This is a genomic window from Microcoleus sp. T2B6 (assembly GCF_036700475.1).
Classification (GTDB): Bacteria; Cyanobacteriota; Cyanobacteriia; order Cyanobacteriales; family Microcoleaceae; genus Microcoleus.
Genome location: NZ_JAUBOZ010000016.1, coordinates 91,641 through 108,626, shown reverse-complemented (window position 1 = coordinate 108,626; position 16,986 = coordinate 91,641). Strand labels below are relative to the sequence as shown.

The 16,986-nt window shown below is 45.5% G+C and carries 13 protein-coding genes; 6 read left to right on the top strand and 7 right to left on the bottom strand.

What is annotated here, in order from left to right:
• Positions 1-191: 191 nt before the first annotated feature.
• From QUA00_RS10035 to QUA00_RS10025, 3 genes are all read right to left on the bottom strand, one after another.
• Complete coding sequence (locus QUA00_RS10035; RefSeq protein ID WP_333409510.1) at positions 192-1,826, bottom strand: MBL fold metallo-hydrolase; 1,635 nt, start codon at positions 1,824-1,826, stop codon at positions 192-194.
• Positions 1,827-2,569: 743 nt separating this feature from the next.
• Complete coding sequence (locus QUA00_RS10030; protein WP_333409506.1) at positions 2,570-3,367, bottom strand: transposase; 798 nt, start codon at positions 3,365-3,367, stop codon at positions 2,570-2,572.
• A 130-nt stretch (positions 3,368-3,497) separates the two neighbouring features.
• Positions 3,498-3,959, bottom strand: coding sequence for a helix-turn-helix domain-containing protein (locus tag QUA00_RS10025; protein WP_333409505.1), 462 nt, complete (start codon positions 3,957-3,959; stop codon positions 3,498-3,500).
• A gap of 1,294 nt (positions 3,960-5,253) precedes the next feature.
• On the opposite strand from QUA00_RS10025, the gene QUA00_RS10020 reads away from it, so the two are divergent.
• The 6 genes from QUA00_RS10020 (at position 5,254) to QUA00_RS09995 (ending at position 14,004) form a co-directional block, all read left to right on the top strand.
• Positions 5,254-6,483, top strand: coding sequence for a glycosyltransferase (locus QUA00_RS10020; RefSeq protein WP_333144346.1), 1,230 nt, complete (start codon positions 5,254-5,256; stop codon positions 6,481-6,483).
• Between the two features lie 389 nt (positions 6,484-6,872).
• The gene (locus tag QUA00_RS10015; protein WP_333144345.1) at positions 6,873-8,291 is read left to right on the top strand and encodes a glycosyltransferase; all 1,419 of its coding nucleotides are present in this window, start codon (positions 6,873-6,875) and stop codon (positions 8,289-8,291) included.
• Positions 8,292-8,321: 30 nt separating this feature from the next.
• The gene (locus tag QUA00_RS10010; protein WP_333107368.1) at positions 8,322-8,582 is read left to right on the top strand and encodes a hypothetical protein; all 261 of its coding nucleotides are present in this window, start codon (positions 8,322-8,324) and stop codon (positions 8,580-8,582) included.
• Positions 8,579-9,370, top strand: a complete 792-nt coding sequence (locus tag QUA00_RS10005; RefSeq protein ID WP_333144344.1) for an ABC transporter permease — start codon at positions 8,579-8,581, stop codon at positions 9,368-9,370. Before QUA00_RS10010 ends, QUA00_RS10005 begins: the two co-directional genes overlap by 4 nt.
• The gene (locus tag QUA00_RS10000; RefSeq protein ID WP_333409504.1) at positions 9,371-11,443 is read left to right on the top strand and encodes an ATP-binding cassette domain-containing protein; all 2,073 of its coding nucleotides are present in this window, start codon (positions 9,371-9,373) and stop codon (positions 11,441-11,443) included.
• Between the two features lie 134 nt (positions 11,444-11,577).
• Positions 11,578-14,004, top strand: coding sequence for a sulfotransferase (locus tag QUA00_RS09995; protein WP_333409503.1), 2,427 nt, complete (start codon positions 11,578-11,580; stop codon positions 14,002-14,004).
• Positions 14,005-14,134: 130 nt separating this feature from the next.
• Here the strand turns inward: QUA00_RS09995 and QUA00_RS09990 are convergent, their stop codons facing one another.
• From QUA00_RS09990 to QUA00_RS09975, 4 genes are all read right to left on the bottom strand, one after another.
• Positions 14,135-15,355 carry an NAD(P)/FAD-dependent oxidoreductase gene (locus QUA00_RS09990; protein ID WP_333409502.1) on the bottom strand — a complete coding sequence of 407 codons (1,221 nt, stop codon included), beginning with the start codon at positions 15,353-15,355 and terminating at the stop codon, positions 14,135-14,137.
• A gap of 7 nt (positions 15,356-15,362) precedes the next feature.
• Positions 15,363-15,731 (bottom strand): aspartyl protease, encoded by a 369-nt coding sequence (locus tag QUA00_RS09985; protein WP_333144340.1) that lies wholly within the window; start codon positions 15,729-15,731, stop codon positions 15,363-15,365.
• Positions 15,728-16,045, bottom strand: coding sequence for a hypothetical protein (locus QUA00_RS09980; RefSeq protein WP_333144339.1), 318 nt, complete (start codon positions 16,043-16,045; stop codon positions 15,728-15,730). The genes QUA00_RS09985 and QUA00_RS09980 overlap by 4 nt, the downstream gene beginning before the upstream one ends.
• A 151-nt stretch (positions 16,046-16,196) precedes the next feature.
• Positions 16,197-16,895, bottom strand: coding sequence for a hypothetical protein (locus QUA00_RS09975; RefSeq protein ID WP_333144338.1), 699 nt, complete (start codon positions 16,893-16,895; stop codon positions 16,197-16,199).
• Positions 16,896-16,986: the final 91 nt, after the last annotated feature.

The following is a 16,986-nucleotide window of genomic DNA, read 5'->3' as shown; positions in this document are numbered from 1 at the left end:
TCCCAACGGGGTACTTCGCGCAGCGCTCAGATTAATCCCCTTTAAATATACCGAGGGACTTCCCGGCTGGTAGTTAAAAATTCAATACGCGACAGCTTACCCCTGCTGAAACCGGGTTTTTTGTCTGGGTGCGTCCAGAACTGTTCTTTTGTTTTCTTTGCCTGCAGGCTGGTTTCGATGTGCCCGACAGCTTATTCGCCGTCTGTTTCGCCATCTAGGAAAAGTTCCGACTCCGGTATCGCTTTAAACACCGGACAGAAACCGTCGGGGGTTACTTTAAAGCCAAACAAAGCACTGGACTGGTTCCAACAGCGCTGGCTGCGGTAGTGCTGGCAATTGCCGCAGCATTCGAGGTTGGCCTGAACGGCGCTGCCTTGAAAAAGGAGTTCCCGCTGGGAGATGCCCCGCAGTACCAGTTCTTCGCCTTGCCAGCGCGCTTCTACCAAACCGGTATCGGCAAAATTGGCCCACCGAGGATCGGCTGTAATCGGACTCGGCAAGCTAATTGCTACCTCTGTCCCCAATTCGCTGAGTTCTCCCTCATAGTTAGTTTCTGGGATAGCGGGCTGCAAAAACATTTCCCCGATCGGCAATTCGACAAGTGTTCCGGCCGCCGGAGTGTGCAACTGGTAGCGGTTTCGCAGCTCGTCCAAGTTAGCCAAGTCAGCCAAATATGCAGGGGAACCGTGGAGTAAAATTACGTGCTGGGGACGCAAATTGTGGATGAGTTGGGTCGTCCCCGGCCCGTCGCAGTGTTCGGCTAGCAGATAAGTTTCGACACTTGTGACTCCAAATAGGGGCCTGTTGCCCAGCCAGTCGGTGACGGGATATCCTGGTTTTTGAGGGGCGAGCAAAATCCAAGGATTTGTGCCATCGGCAACATACAAACCCAAATCAGCTAACTTGTCAGTAATCACAATACAGGGCGTGGCTCCCAATCCGGGGCGCTGTTCGGCAGAGAGCCTGCGGACGCGGGGTTTCACCCTTTCGTCCCAAAATAAAGGTTGGTGCAGAGCAAAATTTTGGACGGCGGTGGGAAATTGGGGTAACAGTTCCAGATAAGCGTCGCACCCGTCGGCGACAGTGCCGTCCACCCAAATATCCAAGTCGCGGCCAGTAAAGTAGTGGTGACTGCGGAGCAGCATCAGCATTTCTTGGCCCAAACCAAGGGCCGGCGCGGGCAGCAGTACCGAGTAACCGTCGGCGATGGCGCGGTGGATGCGATCGGCTAACTGATTTTCTAGTTGTCGGCGGTGAGGGTGGCGGGCCGTGCCGTAACTGCCTTCCAAAATTAACACATCCGGCTTCATGCCCCTGAGTTCTCCCAGGGGCAAACCTTCCACCAAACGAGAATTCGACAGGAAAAAGTCGCCGGTGTAAACCACTGTGTAGGTGCGGTGCGGGGCGGCATAAGTCAGCAGCACAGTCGCCGCTCCGGGCAAATGACCCGACGGGAACAACTGTACGCTCAGTCCAGGGCGCACTTCGAGCGGCGACTGCCAGGGCAGTCCCTGACAGAACCGGGACTCTGGCTGTTGAGCCAGTTGTGGCCAGTTGAGCGGTAGCAGTCGCGCTGTCACTTCGCTGGCGTAAATTGGCAAGTGGGGGAAAGATTGATGGAGTGCTAGCAAACCTCTGGCATGATCGGAGTGGGCGTGGGTACACACCACAAAATCGGCTGGCAGCGATCGATTTAAGGTCGCTGATAGCGGTGCAATATCGTCTACACCGCAGTCGAGTAAAATGCGGTGCGGCCCCATTCGGACTAGCAGACAGACCCCTTCCTGTGCGTGGCCTGCGCCGTAAGGTAAACAATCGAGATCCATCACTGCGGTTAGCTCCCTGCTTTGCACGCAACTTGCAGTATCGCCACTTTTAAACATTGGTTGCGACTGCATTCATTCGATCGAGTTCAGTCTCGGACGCTGAAACCGGGTTTGATGAACGAAAACACTTTGTTGCCGCCCTCGCTCCCGGTAAAAAAACCCGGTTGATCAAAGTTCTGGTGCGTAAGCCCTGGAGCTAAATGTTTGCTCGAAGGCTCCGGCTCTCGTGCAAGGAAAGTAATTGCACTTAAGATTTGATGCAGCGCCAAGAAGGCGATTTTCCGAAAGCCTTGGCCGGACGGGCATTGGGCCTTCGACAAAGTTCAGGCTACTGGTTCTGGCATCAAAAGTTACATTTTATTGCACCATGTAAGAGCAGCGAACTCGATCTCATATTCTGAGTTTTAAACCTTTTTCCACAATTTGTGCCTGCTAAAAGCTAGTCTTTTTTATGAGAAGATTTTAATTCAGATGTGCCAATATCTTGATAAAACTTTACAATTCTTCATTTTTCTGGTTTTGAGGGCCGTGTATTGTCCAATCTGAAAAAGGGAGAACCAGCATCGTGCTAGCTAACTCCTTTTGTCAGTGCAGAGAGAGACTTTATGAGTTTGATCGGTTTCTTTGTAAAAGTTTGATACATTCTTCTAAGTAAACCTTCTGGCTATCGAGGAGAGAGTGTGAACGAACCTGACGGTCAACTGAGTACAGTTAGACCGCAGGCTTCTTTTTCCTTTTTTTTCTCATGCTTTTTTGAGTGACGGAGTTCCCCCGCCACTTTTGTAACTCAGACCAATTTTTCTTATGAGTTTGGCTGAATTTTCATCTCGATCCAAAGATTCTCCACATTGACAAGAATGCCACCGTTCCGATAATTCTTTCGGGACTTTGTTGAGGCAGTTCCAACAGTGCTGGGAAGTTCCCTTTGGATCAACAAATAAAACACTTTTACCTAGTTTCCAGGCGACATATTTCAGAACGTTGGCGAATTGCCCATGAGCAGCATCAAGCATAGATTTATTCAAACCACTCTTAGCTGACTGACCGTTGGGCAAATAAACCAAATTACCATTCTCAATATCAGTCTTGGGTTTGGCACGTCTAGTTAGATTTTTGACACTCAAGTCTTCAACCACTAAAACCTCACACTTGTTAAGTAACTCATGTGCGGTTTTAAATTGAAAATCTAATCTAGCTCTAGCTACAAACTGATGGAGTTTGGAAACCTTGTCCTTGATTATTTTCCAAGGTTGAGAACCCTTGACTCTATTAGCTAACTTCGCTTGAAGCCTTGCTAATTTCTGAGCCGATTTCCTCAAAAATCTAGGATTCTCAACTCTTTCGCGGTTGGAAAGATAGACGTAATTAGTGACTCCCAAATCAATGCCAACAGTATTTTCGACCGTCGGCTGAATTTCTGCAACCGTTACGGGAACCGTTTTATCTTCTAGCGTCAGGGAAATATACCACCCATCCGCTTCTCTGATAACTGTACCCGTCTTAACTTTGAACTTTGTTGGTATTGGACGGTGGAAAACCATAGGCACGCTTACCTATTTTGGCGAGACTAATACAAATCCTATCTTGCTCGTCCTTGACAATATCTAAGTTATCTAGTTGAGGATAAGTGAAGGATTTGTAGTAGTGAAGCCCTTTGAATCTGGGCTTCCTCTACGATTGCCGTTTTTTATCGGGCGTGGTGAAATTTGAAAAGGAAGTTTCAACTCTGTTGACGACATCTTGCAAAACCTGAGAATCCAACGCTTTGTAGTCAGGAAATAGTTTTTTAGTGTTTTTCAGGTCAGCTAATTGTATCGTCTGCCACTGTACATATCCGCCTTCAATGTTTGAGAAAACATCACCTTTCCTGGTTAGAGGATTGCCTGACTCATCCTTTTTTCTGCCATCCCTAGTTTGCACTCTAGTCAAGGGAATATTTCGATAAATCTCCTCAACAGGGACTATCGAAACAATCAATGGGCAGGCGTTGATAGGTGTTCTCGTGGTTTCCCACCACCTAAATCTTTCGCCGATTCGGTAGTTGTACTGCCGACGGCAGAGTTCTAAATGAGCCACAATAGTTGATAGTTGGGGCTTGGTTGGTTTGAGGCGGTATTTGTAAGTGAGTTGCATTTTTATCTTCTTTTTTCGACCTACCTTAATATACCATTTCTTTTGTTTTAATATCTAGGAAGTACATCAAAGTTAAAGGTACTCGCAATGTCTAATTGTCGCTTTGGGTACCTACACCCGACGAGCCTTTCATCACGCGGGCGTAATTCCCAACGGGGTACTTCGCGCAGCGCTCAGATTAATCCCCTCTAAATATACGCCCGGGACTTCCCGGCTGGTAGTTAAATGGCTTTTTGACCCCGCCCAAAAACGGATACAAGTTTCCGACAGTAATCGCCAGCAGCCCAAAGTTTTAGACTCTTGTTCAAGCTCCAGATTCATCTGTGAAGTAAATCGAAAATCGAAAATCGACTGGCTGCCCGATAATAGGTTTTTTTACTCCGCTCATTGACTAGGGGACAAAACGATGCGTTCTTTGGTTTTACCCCAAACATAGCTATATCAATCCCCGGACAATATAGCAATCCTTGCAGGAGTCGTAAATTTTTTACCCCACCCCAGCCCTCCCCGAACCCGCGGGGAGGGAGTAAGAAATTCACAAATGATGCGAGGATTGCTATAGATGATATTCATTTTATAAAAATACCACTAGCTTGCCAGAAGTAATCTCAGCTCGATCAGTCTCCAACCGGCCTGTAATCTCCTGTTTTTTTCTCATTGCTGGGCCTTATTTAGGGTGGAGTTTTGGAGTTCTTTTCAGCTAATCCGTGCGCGGTTAAACCGCGAAAGTTTGAACTTGGAGAGTGTTTAATTGTTTGGTATAAGCTGTGTTGCATCTAGATTGCCTATGGTATTAGAGAGGGAGAAGGTCCGATGGGGATCGGGGGAGAGGATTTGGCGATTTTTGATCGGGACTCGAAATATACAATTTAAATGCACAACAGCTTATTGCCCTTGAATAGTATCCGATCGCAATTAAAGCTGAAATGAGGAGCGATCGCACAAACCCGGTTTGATCAAAAAATCGGGTTTTTAGATTCGGTATTAATGGCGAGGCTTGGTGGCGGTTGGCTGCCAATAACACCTGCAATTGACACAAGCATCAAGGAGGGAGCGTTGCCGGTGGTAAAAGTTGTGTGGAGAAAAAACTTGACATCAGCGTATAATAGAAAGTAAAAATAAATAAAAGCAATAAAAACAATGAGGCTTTATGTTTGATTTGCAATCGGCGATCGGCAAGTAGGGGATTGAGAAGTTCCTATTTCCTAAAACAATTTCTGCTAAAATACATCCGGTAATATACGGAGAATCTAGGATTTTTTCGCAATCTAAAATAAAAATTCAAAAAGCTAAAATGGCAACAGCTATTCTCGATCTGGAAATCTCCCAACTCTCGCCAGAAATTACGGTTGAGGAGCGTTACAGCAAAGCCTTGGTTTTAATTCGACTGCACGGAAAACCGATCGGCCAAGCTCTTTTGCCCGTAGTCGGAGGCCGCCTTGGCGGTGACGAATTACGGGAAACACTGATGAAGGCTGCGGGGGACAACTTGTGGAAAAATTGGCTCTACGACACTCTAGAATGGGACGAACGCGGGCCTGTGCAGGCACTGCCGATCGCCACAGTAGCGGTTTGCACGCGCGATCGCCCGGAAGATTTGCGGCGCTGTCTGGACGCGCTGATGCAGCTCCCCGACGAGGGTCAGGAATACTTAGTAATTGACAATTGTCCCGCCACGGACGCTACCAAGGAACTGGTCAAAAATTACCCACAAGTCCGCTATGTGCGCGAAGACGTACCAGGCTCCAGCGCTGCCCGTAACAGAGCTTTACGCGAAGCTAAACATGAATTCGTAGCCTTTACAGATGATGATGCGGCCCCCGATCCGAACTGGCTGCGATCGCTCTTGGGAAATTTTAGCGATCCGCGAGTTATGTGCGTCACGGGGCTGGTGATGCCATTGGAACTGGAAACCGAAGCGCAAGAATGGTTCGAGCGCTACAGCCCCCACGGGCGGGGATTTGAGCGCCGAATTTTTGATGGGGCGCACTGCAACCCTCTGATTGTGCATCTTGTGGGAGTTTCGGCGAGTATGGCTTTGCGGAAAAGTTCGATCGACTACATTGGCCTGTTTGACGAAGCTTTGGGGGCGGGGACACCCACGGTGGGTGGCGAAGACAGTGAACTTTTTGCCCGCATTTTGCGCGCGGGCTACTGCATTGTGTACGAGCCGAGAGCATTGAGCTGGCACCGCCATCGGCGCACTTGGGAAGAATTGCGAAAAACGCTCCAGGGCTACGGCATCGCAGTCTATGCTTTCTGGACCCGGCTGTTTGTAATCAACAGAGAATTCAGTGTGCCTGTGTTAGCCTTGTCATGGCTGTTGTACAAACAAATTCCTGAACTAATTGCTTCTTTGCGAAAGCAAGCGGATTCTATCCCTAGTGATTTGCTTTTGGCTCAACTGCGGGGCTGTGTCAGCGGCCCGGGGGCTTATTTTGTGTCTCGCAAGTGGTTGCAAGAAATTAAGGGGAGCAGTCAAGAACCTCAGCCTAAAGGCATGAGGCTTGAAAGAGAAATCTAACAAGCCATCTTGACCAGCCTAAGTCTTAACTGACTACGTTTTTTGAGTCACGACACCGGGAGAATGCGAAGCTAGTTCCCTGCTCTGTCGCTAGTGGTTAAACAGTTCTAAGGTCACGCTTTACAGTGCTGCTAGCCCGCGCAAGCTCACTAAACATTGGCAAAGCTAACTTTACCCCAGAAATGGGAGATTGAGGACCCCCATATCCTCACGGGGGGGCAACCATACCCCCCTACCCCGCAAGGGAATTCAAATTAAATGTAAAGCCGTCCTGTAAGGACGGGGTTTCAGACCCGAGGAATTTTGATGAATAGGGATTTTTAGATTATTTTTAACCGCAGATGAAATGCAGATGAAATGCAGATGAAGTTAATTGTTGTCATGTAAATATGGAAAATCTAACAGTTAGCATAATTATTCCTAGCCACAACCGAAGTTCTTCGCTGCGACGGGCTTTGGATGCTTTGCACTTGCAGACTTATCCGATCGACCTAATGGAAGTTATTGTAGTGGCAGATAGCTGCATTGACGATACTTTGGCAATGCTACAAGACTACAAAGCTCCGTTTAAACTGCAGACGATCGAGGTAAATTGCCGGAGTGCTGCCATCGCCCGCAATACGGGATCGGCTTCGGCTACCGGGAAATTGCTGCTGTTTCTCGACGACGATATCGAAGCGCTGCCGCCTTTGGTGGAAAGCCACGCGCGGGTTCACTCTTTGCGTCCGGGCTCGGCTGTCATGGGGCCCTATCCGCCTAAGTTGCAGGGAGCGACTAGGTTGTTTCATGTGCAAGTGCGATCGTGGTGGGCAGACAAGTTTTATCACATGAGCCAGCCGGCTCACCGATTTATTTATAAAGATTTGCTCAGTGGCAACCTTTCTCTGGATGCAGAACTGTTTGCTCGTCTCGATGGCTTTGATTCGGCCTTCGGGAACTGCGGCGGGGAAGATTACGAGTTTGGGGTGCGTTTGCTGAAAGCTGATGTACCTTTTGTTGTGGCTGCTGAAGCCGTGGGCTATCATTACGAACACGAAACTAACAATCTCGATCGCTATTTCCGCCGATCCCGTCAGGAAGGGCGATCTGATGTTTTGATGGGCCACCGACACCCGGAACTTAGACGGACACTGCAGGTAGCAGGCTACGAAAGTGCTTACTCGGTGGTAGATAAAATTCTGGTGGCGATCACGTTTTTCTGGCCGGCTGCTGTGGATTGCCTGGCCCTGGGACTGAGGAAATCTCTTGATTTACTCGAAAGCTTGCGGATGCGGGGAACTTGGCGGTGGTTGTGGAAAAAATTGCGCGGTTATTGGTATTTGAGGGGTGTCATCGATGAGTTGAAAAGTCGATCGGCAATTTCTAGTTTTATACAAGGAGGCCCGGCCAGCGGCGATTTGGGCGGACATGAAATTAACATCGATTTGCAGCAAGGTTGGGAAGCTGCTGAAAGCCTGCTCGACGCGGAACGACCGACTGGGGTTTACCTGTATTACGGTCAACTGACAGTCGGTCACATTGTTCCGCAAGCGGGTGCGGAACCGCTGCGGGGCGCTCACTTACGATCGATTCTGGCGCTTGACTTTGCCCAACCCCTGGCTGGGGCGATCGCGGTTAACAGTATGCCCCGCACTGGTGAAACGATCGAAGAACAGCCTTTAGTTGCTTTGAAAAATTACGAATTAGCAATTAATAAATATGTCGGGGACTTTAAACTCCAAACTCCAACCTCAAAAGTTGGAAAATTAGAAAATTGGGAAATTGCAACTCAAAACTCCCAACTCAAAACTCAGAACTTTTCTCTCTAGTTCCCGCTGCACTATTTTGAGGAGCAACTTATGGCAATAAAAGTGATCAAAATTGAGTTGACCGAACAGATTAATCCGGTTTGGAAACTAGAAAAATACAAAGGAGTTCGCATTGGGAATCTGGCTTTGGGCCGCCAAGTTTTCCAGGCTGTGGGCAATTTTGACGTTGTGAGAGAGTTGCTGGGCTCTCTGCAAAGTCCTTTTGCTTACCGGGAAGGGTACTTGCAAGCCCAGCGTTTGGCTGCTCTTTTTGGGGTTGAACCGCTGGTAGCTGCCGGAGGTGTGCGGTGAGAAATGCTGGAACGCTGGTTTATCGGCGCAAAATGGCTCAGTGGTTCGATTTGCTGCGGGTGTTGGTCGATCGCGAGATGAAATTACTTTACAAGCGATCGACCTTGGGGATTGCTTGGACTTTAATCAGTCCGCTGTTACAGTTGGCTGTATTTTCCTTTTTGTTTCGCTCTGTCGTACCCCTTAATATTCCCAAATTTTCTTCCTTTGCTTTTAGCGGCTTGTTAATCTGGAATTGGTCTCAAACGGTATTATTTAAATCAACGGCATTAATTACCAATCATAAGCCACTAATCAGGCAGCCAAATTTCCCGTCGGCAATTTTGCCGGTAGTCACGACGACGACGGGGCTCATTCACTTTTTCTTAGCATTGCCGGTGTTACTTATCTTTCTGGCAATTGATGGCGCTCCTCTGAATGCAGTGCTCTTGTTGTTGCCGCTGCTGATGATTATTCAGTTTTTCCTGACAGTTAGTTTTGCTTATCCCCTTGCCGCTTTGAATGTCACTTTCCGCGACACTCAGCACACTTTGGGAGTAGTTTTGCAGATGCTGTTTTACCTGACTCCGATTTTCTACGACATCAGCAGCGTCCCCGAAAAATTTAAGATTTTTTATTACTTAAATCCAATGGTGCCCCTGATTGAAGCTTACCGCGCCATACTTCTTAAAGGTATGCAGCCGGATTGGTCTGCTCTGTTAATTTTGAGCTTGGCTGTGGCGGCTCTTTTACCCATCGGACTGGGAATTTTTAGACGGCAAAGCGCTCATTTTGTGGAGGAAGTGTAAATGCGTGAAGCAATTATTGTCAAAGGTTTGGGGAAGCGTTTTAACCGCTACTCTACCGCGAAACCTCATACGATTATGGAAGCCGCTTTGTCCGGTTGGTGGAAGCTGAAGCCGGAGGCGAGTTTTTGGGCGCTGCGGAATATAAATTTTACTGTTTCTCCTGGCGAAATGCTGGGAATTCTTGGCAAGAATGGCGCGGGAAAATCAACGCTGCTGCAACTTATCGGCGGTATTTGCAGGGCTGAGGAAGGCTCTATTAAAGTTAACGGCAGAATTGGCGGCTTGTTGGATTTGGGTGCGAGTTTTCACTCGGATCTAACGGGCAGAGAAAACGTGTTTGTCGGTGCGGTGGTGGCCGGTTTGACTCGCCGGGAAGTGGCGCGCAGGTTTGACGATATTGTGGAATTTGCAGAGTTAAAACAGTTTATTGACAGCCCGACGCGGACTTACAGTACGGGGATGAAAATGCGGCTGGCTTTTTCGGTGGCGGTGCATACCGATCCCGAAGTGCTGTTAGTTGATGAACATTTGTCGGTTGGTGATGTGGCTTTTCAAACTAAATGTTTGAATAAGATAACTGAGTTTAAGAATCAAGGATGTGCGATTGTTTTGATTTCTCACACTGCGTCGCAAATTCAGAAAATGTGCGATCGGGCTTTGTGGCTGAAATCCGGTGAAATCGTCGCTTACGGGGAACCGGAAGTGGTAGTCGGGCAGTATTTGTCAGAAATGCGATCGTCCACAGAAAATAGCACTACCCTGCGTGCTGCTGAAGCTACAAGTAGCGGTTCGCCACTGCGAGGTAATCAGAATCGCTTCGGTACTATGGAAGTAGAAATTACCGATGTCAAAGTGTCGCCAAATACGGAAATAGATAGTGGTGATGCTATTAGCATTGAAATTCATTATTCGGTGTCTCAGGAAATTTCGGCTGCTATTTTTGCCGTGACAATCAGCAGGGATGATGGTCAAAGTTGTTTTGAGACTAATACTAATCAAATGGGCAGACTGCTGCCGCTGGTGAAAGGGAAAGGCAAAATCCGGCTGCAAATAGATAGGCTGGATTTAGGAAACGGTCAGTATTACGTGAATGCTGGGGTTTACGAGGAAACTTTGGCTTACGCCTACGATTATCAGTGGCAGGTTTATCCGCTGTACGTGCGATCGACTGTAAACCAAAAAACGATTCTTTGTCCGCCGTACCGCTGGGAATTTGAGGGCAAAATGCCACTTTTGGATGTGGCCGAACCAGCCACTGCAACTTACGATTTGGATAAGAATAATCCCGCCTACGCCAAGATTTTGACTCAGTTGGAAAACAAGCAAAAACCTGACTTTTTAATGATAGGTGCTCAAAACTGCGGCACGGAATCTTTATACGGCTATCTCGCAAATCACTTGCAAATTATCAAAGAAGGTTCCCGGGATATTCACTTTTTTGAATTAAATTTTGAGCGTGGTGTTGAGTGGTACAGCAAGCAGTTGACGCGGAGTGTAGCGAGTGACAAAGTGCTGCTGTGGGAGATGACTTCTTACTATATTTATCATCCTTTGGTGGCGGAGCGAGTTTACAAGTGTTTCCCGGATGTTAAGCTGATTGTAATGCTGCGAAACCCGGTAAAACGAGCGTGGATGCACTATCATTTAGAAGTGGCGAGTGGCTGCGAAAAGTTGGATTTTGAAAAGGCGATCGCTTCTGAACCTGATAGACTCAAAGGTGAGATTGAAAAAATCAAAGCAGATGAAAATTATTACAGTTTTAATCACCAGCATTATTCCTATTTGTCGCGGGGAATTTATGTAGAACAAATCAAAAATTGGCTCGACTATTTTCCGAGAGAACGGTTGCTAATTATCAAGAGCGAAGATTTTTACGCACATACAGGCAAAGTCTTTTCGGAAGTATTGAAATTTCTGGATATTAATGAGACTCCAAGTAAAGAATATGAAATTAATCATGTCGATGAATACAGCCCAATGCCCCCGGAAATCGCACAAAAATTGACTAATTATTTCCAACCTTACAATCAGGAACTTTCGGATTTGTTGCATGAGGATTTTAGTTGGACTTAGGAAAAAAGTTTTTAACTGCAGAGTTCCCCGATAGGAACATGAATCATACCTCTTTCTTCTCTTCCTCTGTGCCCTCTGCGCTCTCTGCGGTTCGTAAAAAAATCTAATTCACAAACCATTTATCAGCTATAAAAATGAAACGGATATTTTTAGTAGGCTCTCCGAGAAGCGGCACAACCATGCTTCAAAGTTTATTAGCCGCTCATCCTGAAGTTATTTCTTTTCCTGAATCTAAGTTTTTTCACTATTTACTGTACAAGAAGTTTGCGGGAAAGTTCCCAGGTAGGATGGAAGCTTTTTTTAAGGATGAGATTAATCGGCCTGAACTTTTGCAAGATTTTGATAATAGTCAAACTGTGGCAACTAAAGTTAGTTGGTTTGTCGGAGTTTTGGATGGTTTGGCGGCGGAACAAAACAAAAGTATTTGGTTGGAAAAAACGCCGGAACACATATATTTTATTGAGGATATACAGCGCTTTTTGCCGGATGCTAAATTTATACATATTTTGCGAAACAGTATGGATACAATAGCTTCTCTGCATGAGGCTACTAGGAATTCTCATGATTTGTGGGGGCCTGGTTGGGATTTAAACCACTGTATCCATCGCTGGAAGGAGGCGATGTTAATTAGTCACAAATATGCTAAAAAATCTAATCATATATTAGTCAAGTATGAGGAAATTCTAGATAATAAAGTCAAAAAGTTAGAAGAAATTTGTCATTTTATGGGGATTGAATATGATGAGAGAATGCTGGATTTTTATCAAGAAAAAGCTGCTCATCTCAGTTTAAATCTGCCTTGGCATCAAGGGATTGATAGAGAGGTTAAAAGTAATAAGGTTCACAAATATCATAAAATTTTTAATAGCCTGGAAATTCGATATATTTTAGATAAGATTAAGCGAGTCAAGGGTGAAATTGCCTGGAAGTTGACGGTGGAAGTGAGCGAACCAATTTCCGATATTTGCGATCTTCCGCAAATATACGATCGCCTGTGCTGTACGATCAAACTAGAAGGAATTAAACTCGGTATTATTGAATTGCCGATTTGCGATGGCATGGTTGCGGCTTTGGTGTTGGCGGATGCGGTTGCAGCCCAGTTTGCTTGGCCAATTCTCGATCGCTTCTTTCAACGCAATCGCTGCGAAAAAGGCAATAAATTGTGGGAAACTGTGCTGAAACCATTGCACCCTAAACATGACTGGACGCTATTTTTGCAAGAATTATGGGGGCGTCCGAATTGGTATTTGGAGGATTTCTACAAACCAGAAAGCGGAGAGGGAGTCCCAACAATTACGCTCGAAAAAGATTTGATTGCTGTAGAAGTTAGCGAGGAATTTGCTAATATAAAAGTTGAGCTTTCTGCAATAGACGTGCTGGTGAAAGTAGGCGGCGTTGCTGTCGGGATTGTCACTGTTGCGGTGGAAAATAATTTTGTTTCGGCTCAAAAATTGCGATCGACAATTAATCGAAATATTGGTTTTGAGTTGTGCGTCGCCGCCGTGCGAGAAGCTTTGCTGGGAAAACCACTCAACGGCAAGCAATGGCTACGATCGCGCTTAGCCTCTTGTGCTCAACAAAGGTCTAATTTGCCCGACAGTTTGAATGCAGCGGGTGCTGGGGGCATTTACCCCCAAAATGCGGTGATCTTCGGCAGGCGATCGGGTGCGATCGGGACGAGTGTCAGCCGTCGCGCCTCACTCCCGGCGGCGGCGCTGCCGGAAATCGAGTCAGCGGCGGCAATCGCTGGGGAACCGACAATGCACATTCCCCAAGAAAACGAGTTTCCAAAGCAAGTATTTTACGCACCGGAAATCATGGGTTCAAAATCTTCTTATCGGGAAGTTTCTCACTCAGTGAAATCTCAAGTTTTGGACAATCATAGCGTTACAAAAAAACTCCCGATTCTCTCCTACCGCCGCATTTCTCCTGACGGTTTAGACGCAGTTACTCCCCAGATTTTTGAACAACAGTTACACAATCTCAAAAATCTGGGTTATTACAGTGCGAGTTGGGAAAATTGGCGAAGCGCGAAACTGGCTAAAACTCCTTTACCCGGTAAAGCTATATTGATGACTTTTGACGGCGGCTATCTCGACTTTTTCCAATATGCTTGGCCTCTGCTAAAACGCTTCGATTTTACAGCAACTGTTTTTCTCGTAGCGGAGTCAATAGGAAAGACAAATAGTTGGGAAAAAGCCGAATTTGAAGAAGTGCAGTTAATGGGATGGCCGGAAATTTTGCAACTGCGGGATGCCGGAATTGAATTCGGTTCTATGTCTGCTACTCATCCACCTTTGACTGCATTGTCGCCGACAGAAATTGTGCGGGAGGCAGCCAAATCCCGTGCTATCTTGGAACGGGGATTAGAGAAATCTGTTAAATGTTTTGCCTATCCTTACGGGGATGTCGATCCAATTGTAGCGCATTTAATTGGAGCGAGTGGATATACTTTTGGTGTATCATATCAGTTAAATTTTAGCAGTTTTGACGATAATTTAATGTCGCTGCCGCGCATTAAAGTTACAGGAGAAAATTTTTTATGGCAATTAGGTTTGTAGGGTGCGTCAGCCAGCGAGATTTTTCCCTCAACTAACAATCTCTCAACTGACGCACCTTACTTTTAAGTCAGTAGGCTGCGTCAGCCAGCGAGATTTTTCCCTCAACTAACAATCTCTCAACTGACGCACCTTACAAGTGAAATCGCTTAATCAATCCCTTGATTTTCCGCTGCAAATAACCGCCTAATCCTCGGTAAATTTTCTCAAATTTATAATAAAATAAAATCTCCATCACCTCTTCAGTTTTCATATACTTTAAATAAGAAATCATTTTATCGGTTAGTTCATCATTAACATCATCGATATACTTTCTCACCGCCAACCTTTCCGAAATATTCCATTTCCGATCAAACTTGCGGTGCATTTCCGTCTCATAATCCCGAAAATCTGATATTTTCCCATCCAAATACCTTTGAATATATTTCCCCGCGATTTGGGCACCATCCATCCCGTGTCTAATCCCTTCGCCGCCCAACAAATTTATTGTCGAGACAGTATCACCGATCGCAATTATATTATCCTTGCAATAAATATCCTTCAAACCAGGATTGTACTTCAGCGTCGAACCGTGTTTGTCAATAATTTTATAATTTTTTGACTTCAGATATTCATCAATCAGTAAATCAATATATTTTTTCAGCGGTGACAAATGCCTCACCGTTTTGGGATCTAAAAAAATGCGACCCGCACCAACTTTCAGCCTGTTTGGTTCCATCGGGAATATCCAGGAATAACCATCGGGCATCCATTTTTTGCCCAAAAAGAAGATTAAATCACCGCTGTATTTATTATAAACTTCTGGCTCTACTTCAATTAAATATTCAATTCCGGTTCCCGACAAAAAATCTGGCTTATCATTCTCTTTTTCGTACATAATCGCCCTAGCAAAGCCAGTAGCATCAACCAATACTTTAGTGCTAACGTTGATAATTTTACCGTCGGATAACTGTTTAAATTCGACTGTGGTTTCGCCCCTACTTTGTGAATGTCCGGTGTAGCGATAACCAAGCCAAACTTCACCACCAAATCGCTCAACTTCGCTGGCCAAAAATGCTCTAAATTTAGCAAAGTTGAGAACAACTCCCAAGCTTTCGGGAGACTCCCAAGTTTGACTGACTTTGCTAGTTTCAATAGTAAGTTTATGCCAAAAACTGCCGATAACGGACTCTGGTAAATCGAATTTAGAGAGGGTTTCTAGAGGCGTGGCGGCGCTAGAGAAGTCATTTTTATTAAAATTGTCGTTTTGCTCTGCCAGCAAGACTTTGTGGCCGGATTGGGCTAGGATTCTCGCGCAGTGACCGCCTGCTGGGCCTGCTCCTACTATTACTATGTCAAAAGTTTTTAAATTCATTTTGCTTTTAACTCGCTTCCAATGTCAAAACACCCGCAGACATATCAACTACTAACCGCCGAGTTTTCAGCCACTGGCGGCCGATTAAAATTTCAGGTACTCCGTCACCCACATGAACGGGAATGTCAAACTCTTGCTCATCTATGCGTACTTTTCCTGCATAAAGATCGAAATCAAATTCTCCCTTTGCTGTCCGCATTTCTTGTCGCCTAATATAAATCCAATCAAGTCCCTCGAAATCTTGTTCGTCCATTGCTAACCAGCCCGAAAAACCTGTATCTAGCAGAGCATCAACAGGTAATTCTAAGCCGTTATTAGCAATCAATTCAACTTCAAAAAATAGCTCGCCCTCATCACCAAATCTTCCTTCAATCATATTGAGCCGCACGCCCCTGTATTGTTGATGCGGAAAAGGTAGGGGATAGCATTTGGGTGTTTCTGGCGGCACATTTTGGTAGCCGCCATATCATCCTTGTCGATAAAATATTCCCCGCTATCAGGTTCAACCGCCATGTACCAGTTGTAGTGACTGTCAATTAATTCTGGTTTAAGGCGATCGAAAATTACTTTGCAACGCTTGCGAAATGCCGATCTTTCAGCTCGCCACTGGGCTTTTTTTTCTTCTGACCACTGAATTTCTGGGAACAGTCTTCCCCGCCGCACGGTACGATTTGGTTTCACGTTAGTCATTGTTTTTTCTCCCTTATATTCCCATATTTCTGCAATCTGATTGTACCATAAACTTCTATTTCATTGTTGGTTTTCCTTTGTGTGAGATGATACTATGTTGTCGATCGTCAAAAACTATAAGAAATGACTGAAAGCATTGATTCATAGTTGGCTAAATTTTTCCTTGAAGCCGATTGGCTTCAAACAACAGTCGCTTGACTTCTTCCTCAGTTAAACTATCTCTGTTCAACCGATTCACATAGTCAGCTACATAGGCAGCGGTTACATAACTGCTGAATAAAATTACTTTCTTGTGAGCACCCCCCGAAATGGGTTCATCAGAATTTTTACCGACTGTAAAAACACAATTTTCTTCGGGATTACCGTAAGTATTTTTGGGAGCTTCTTGTGATTCGTACCAAAAAACTTTGTACTTTTTGGAAACAGGGGGCTTTACAACCAAAACGTTAATATTGGAAGGCAAATCATCATCCAAGATCGTTTTGCCTTGCGACAGCCAATCCATAAGCGCTTTTTTATCGCCCGACACTTCATAAACAGCATCGTCATCAGAATAATCACCGTAAGTCCCAATCAAACTGCTAATGAAATTGCTAGTAATTTGATCGTTGCTTTGCAGATGAAAATATTTAAGCTTAGATAAAATATCTTGGCAATAAACAAAGATTTTCCAGGCGTCAATGATGCTTGCGTGAGCTGATATAAGTCTGCGTTCTACGCTTCTTTTGCGTCCAAATCCAAGGTAGACAGCATGAGCATCGCTGGAAGTAGAAGCAGCGATAAAACATCCAATATTAAGGCTGTTACCGTAATTTGAATCGAATCTTTTTCGGCGGTTAGCTTCTCCCACAAAATCCTCCTATTCGCTCTATGGCTATCAACTAATGACCTTAACTATATAGTAGGACTAATGAGTTCTTCAGTCCTATCCAAGAAGACTT

Bases quoted from the DNA above. Each gene is read 5' to 3' on its own strand.
- QUA00_RS10025 (WP_333409505.1), bottom strand. From the start codon at position 3,959: ATGCAACTCACTTACAAATACCGCCTCAAACCAACCAAGCCCCAACTA.
- QUA00_RS10030 (WP_333409506.1), bottom strand. From the start codon at position 3,367: ATGGTTTTCCACCGTCCAATACCAACAAAGTTCAAAGTTAAGACGGGT.
- QUA00_RS10015 (WP_333144345.1), top strand. From the start codon at position 6,873: ATGGAAAATCTAACAGTTAGCATAATTATTCCTAGCCACAACCGAAGT.
- QUA00_RS10000 (WP_333409504.1), top strand. From the start codon at position 9,371: ATGCGTGAAGCAATTATTGTCAAAGGTTTGGGGAAGCGTTTTAACCGC.
- QUA00_RS09990 (WP_333409502.1), bottom strand. From the start codon at position 15,355: ATGAATTTAAAAACTTTTGACATAGTAATAGTAGGAGCAGGCCCAGCA.
- QUA00_RS09980 (WP_333144339.1), bottom strand. From the start codon at position 16,045: ATGACTAACGTGAAACCAAATCGTACCGTGCGGCGGGGAAGACTGTTC.
- QUA00_RS10035 (WP_333409510.1), bottom strand. From the start codon at position 1,826: ATGGATCTCGATTGTTTACCTTACGGCGCAGGCCACGCACAGGAAGGG.
- QUA00_RS09985 (WP_333144340.1), bottom strand. From the start codon at position 15,731: ATGATTGAAGGAAGATTTGGTGATGAGGGCGAGCTATTTTTTGAAGTT.
- QUA00_RS10020 (WP_333144346.1), top strand. From the start codon at position 5,254: ATGGCAACAGCTATTCTCGATCTGGAAATCTCCCAACTCTCGCCAGAA.
- QUA00_RS10010 (WP_333107368.1), top strand. From the start codon at position 8,322: ATGGCAATAAAAGTGATCAAAATTGAGTTGACCGAACAGATTAATCCG.
- QUA00_RS09995 (WP_333409503.1), top strand. From the start codon at position 11,578: ATGAAACGGATATTTTTAGTAGGCTCTCCGAGAAGCGGCACAACCATG.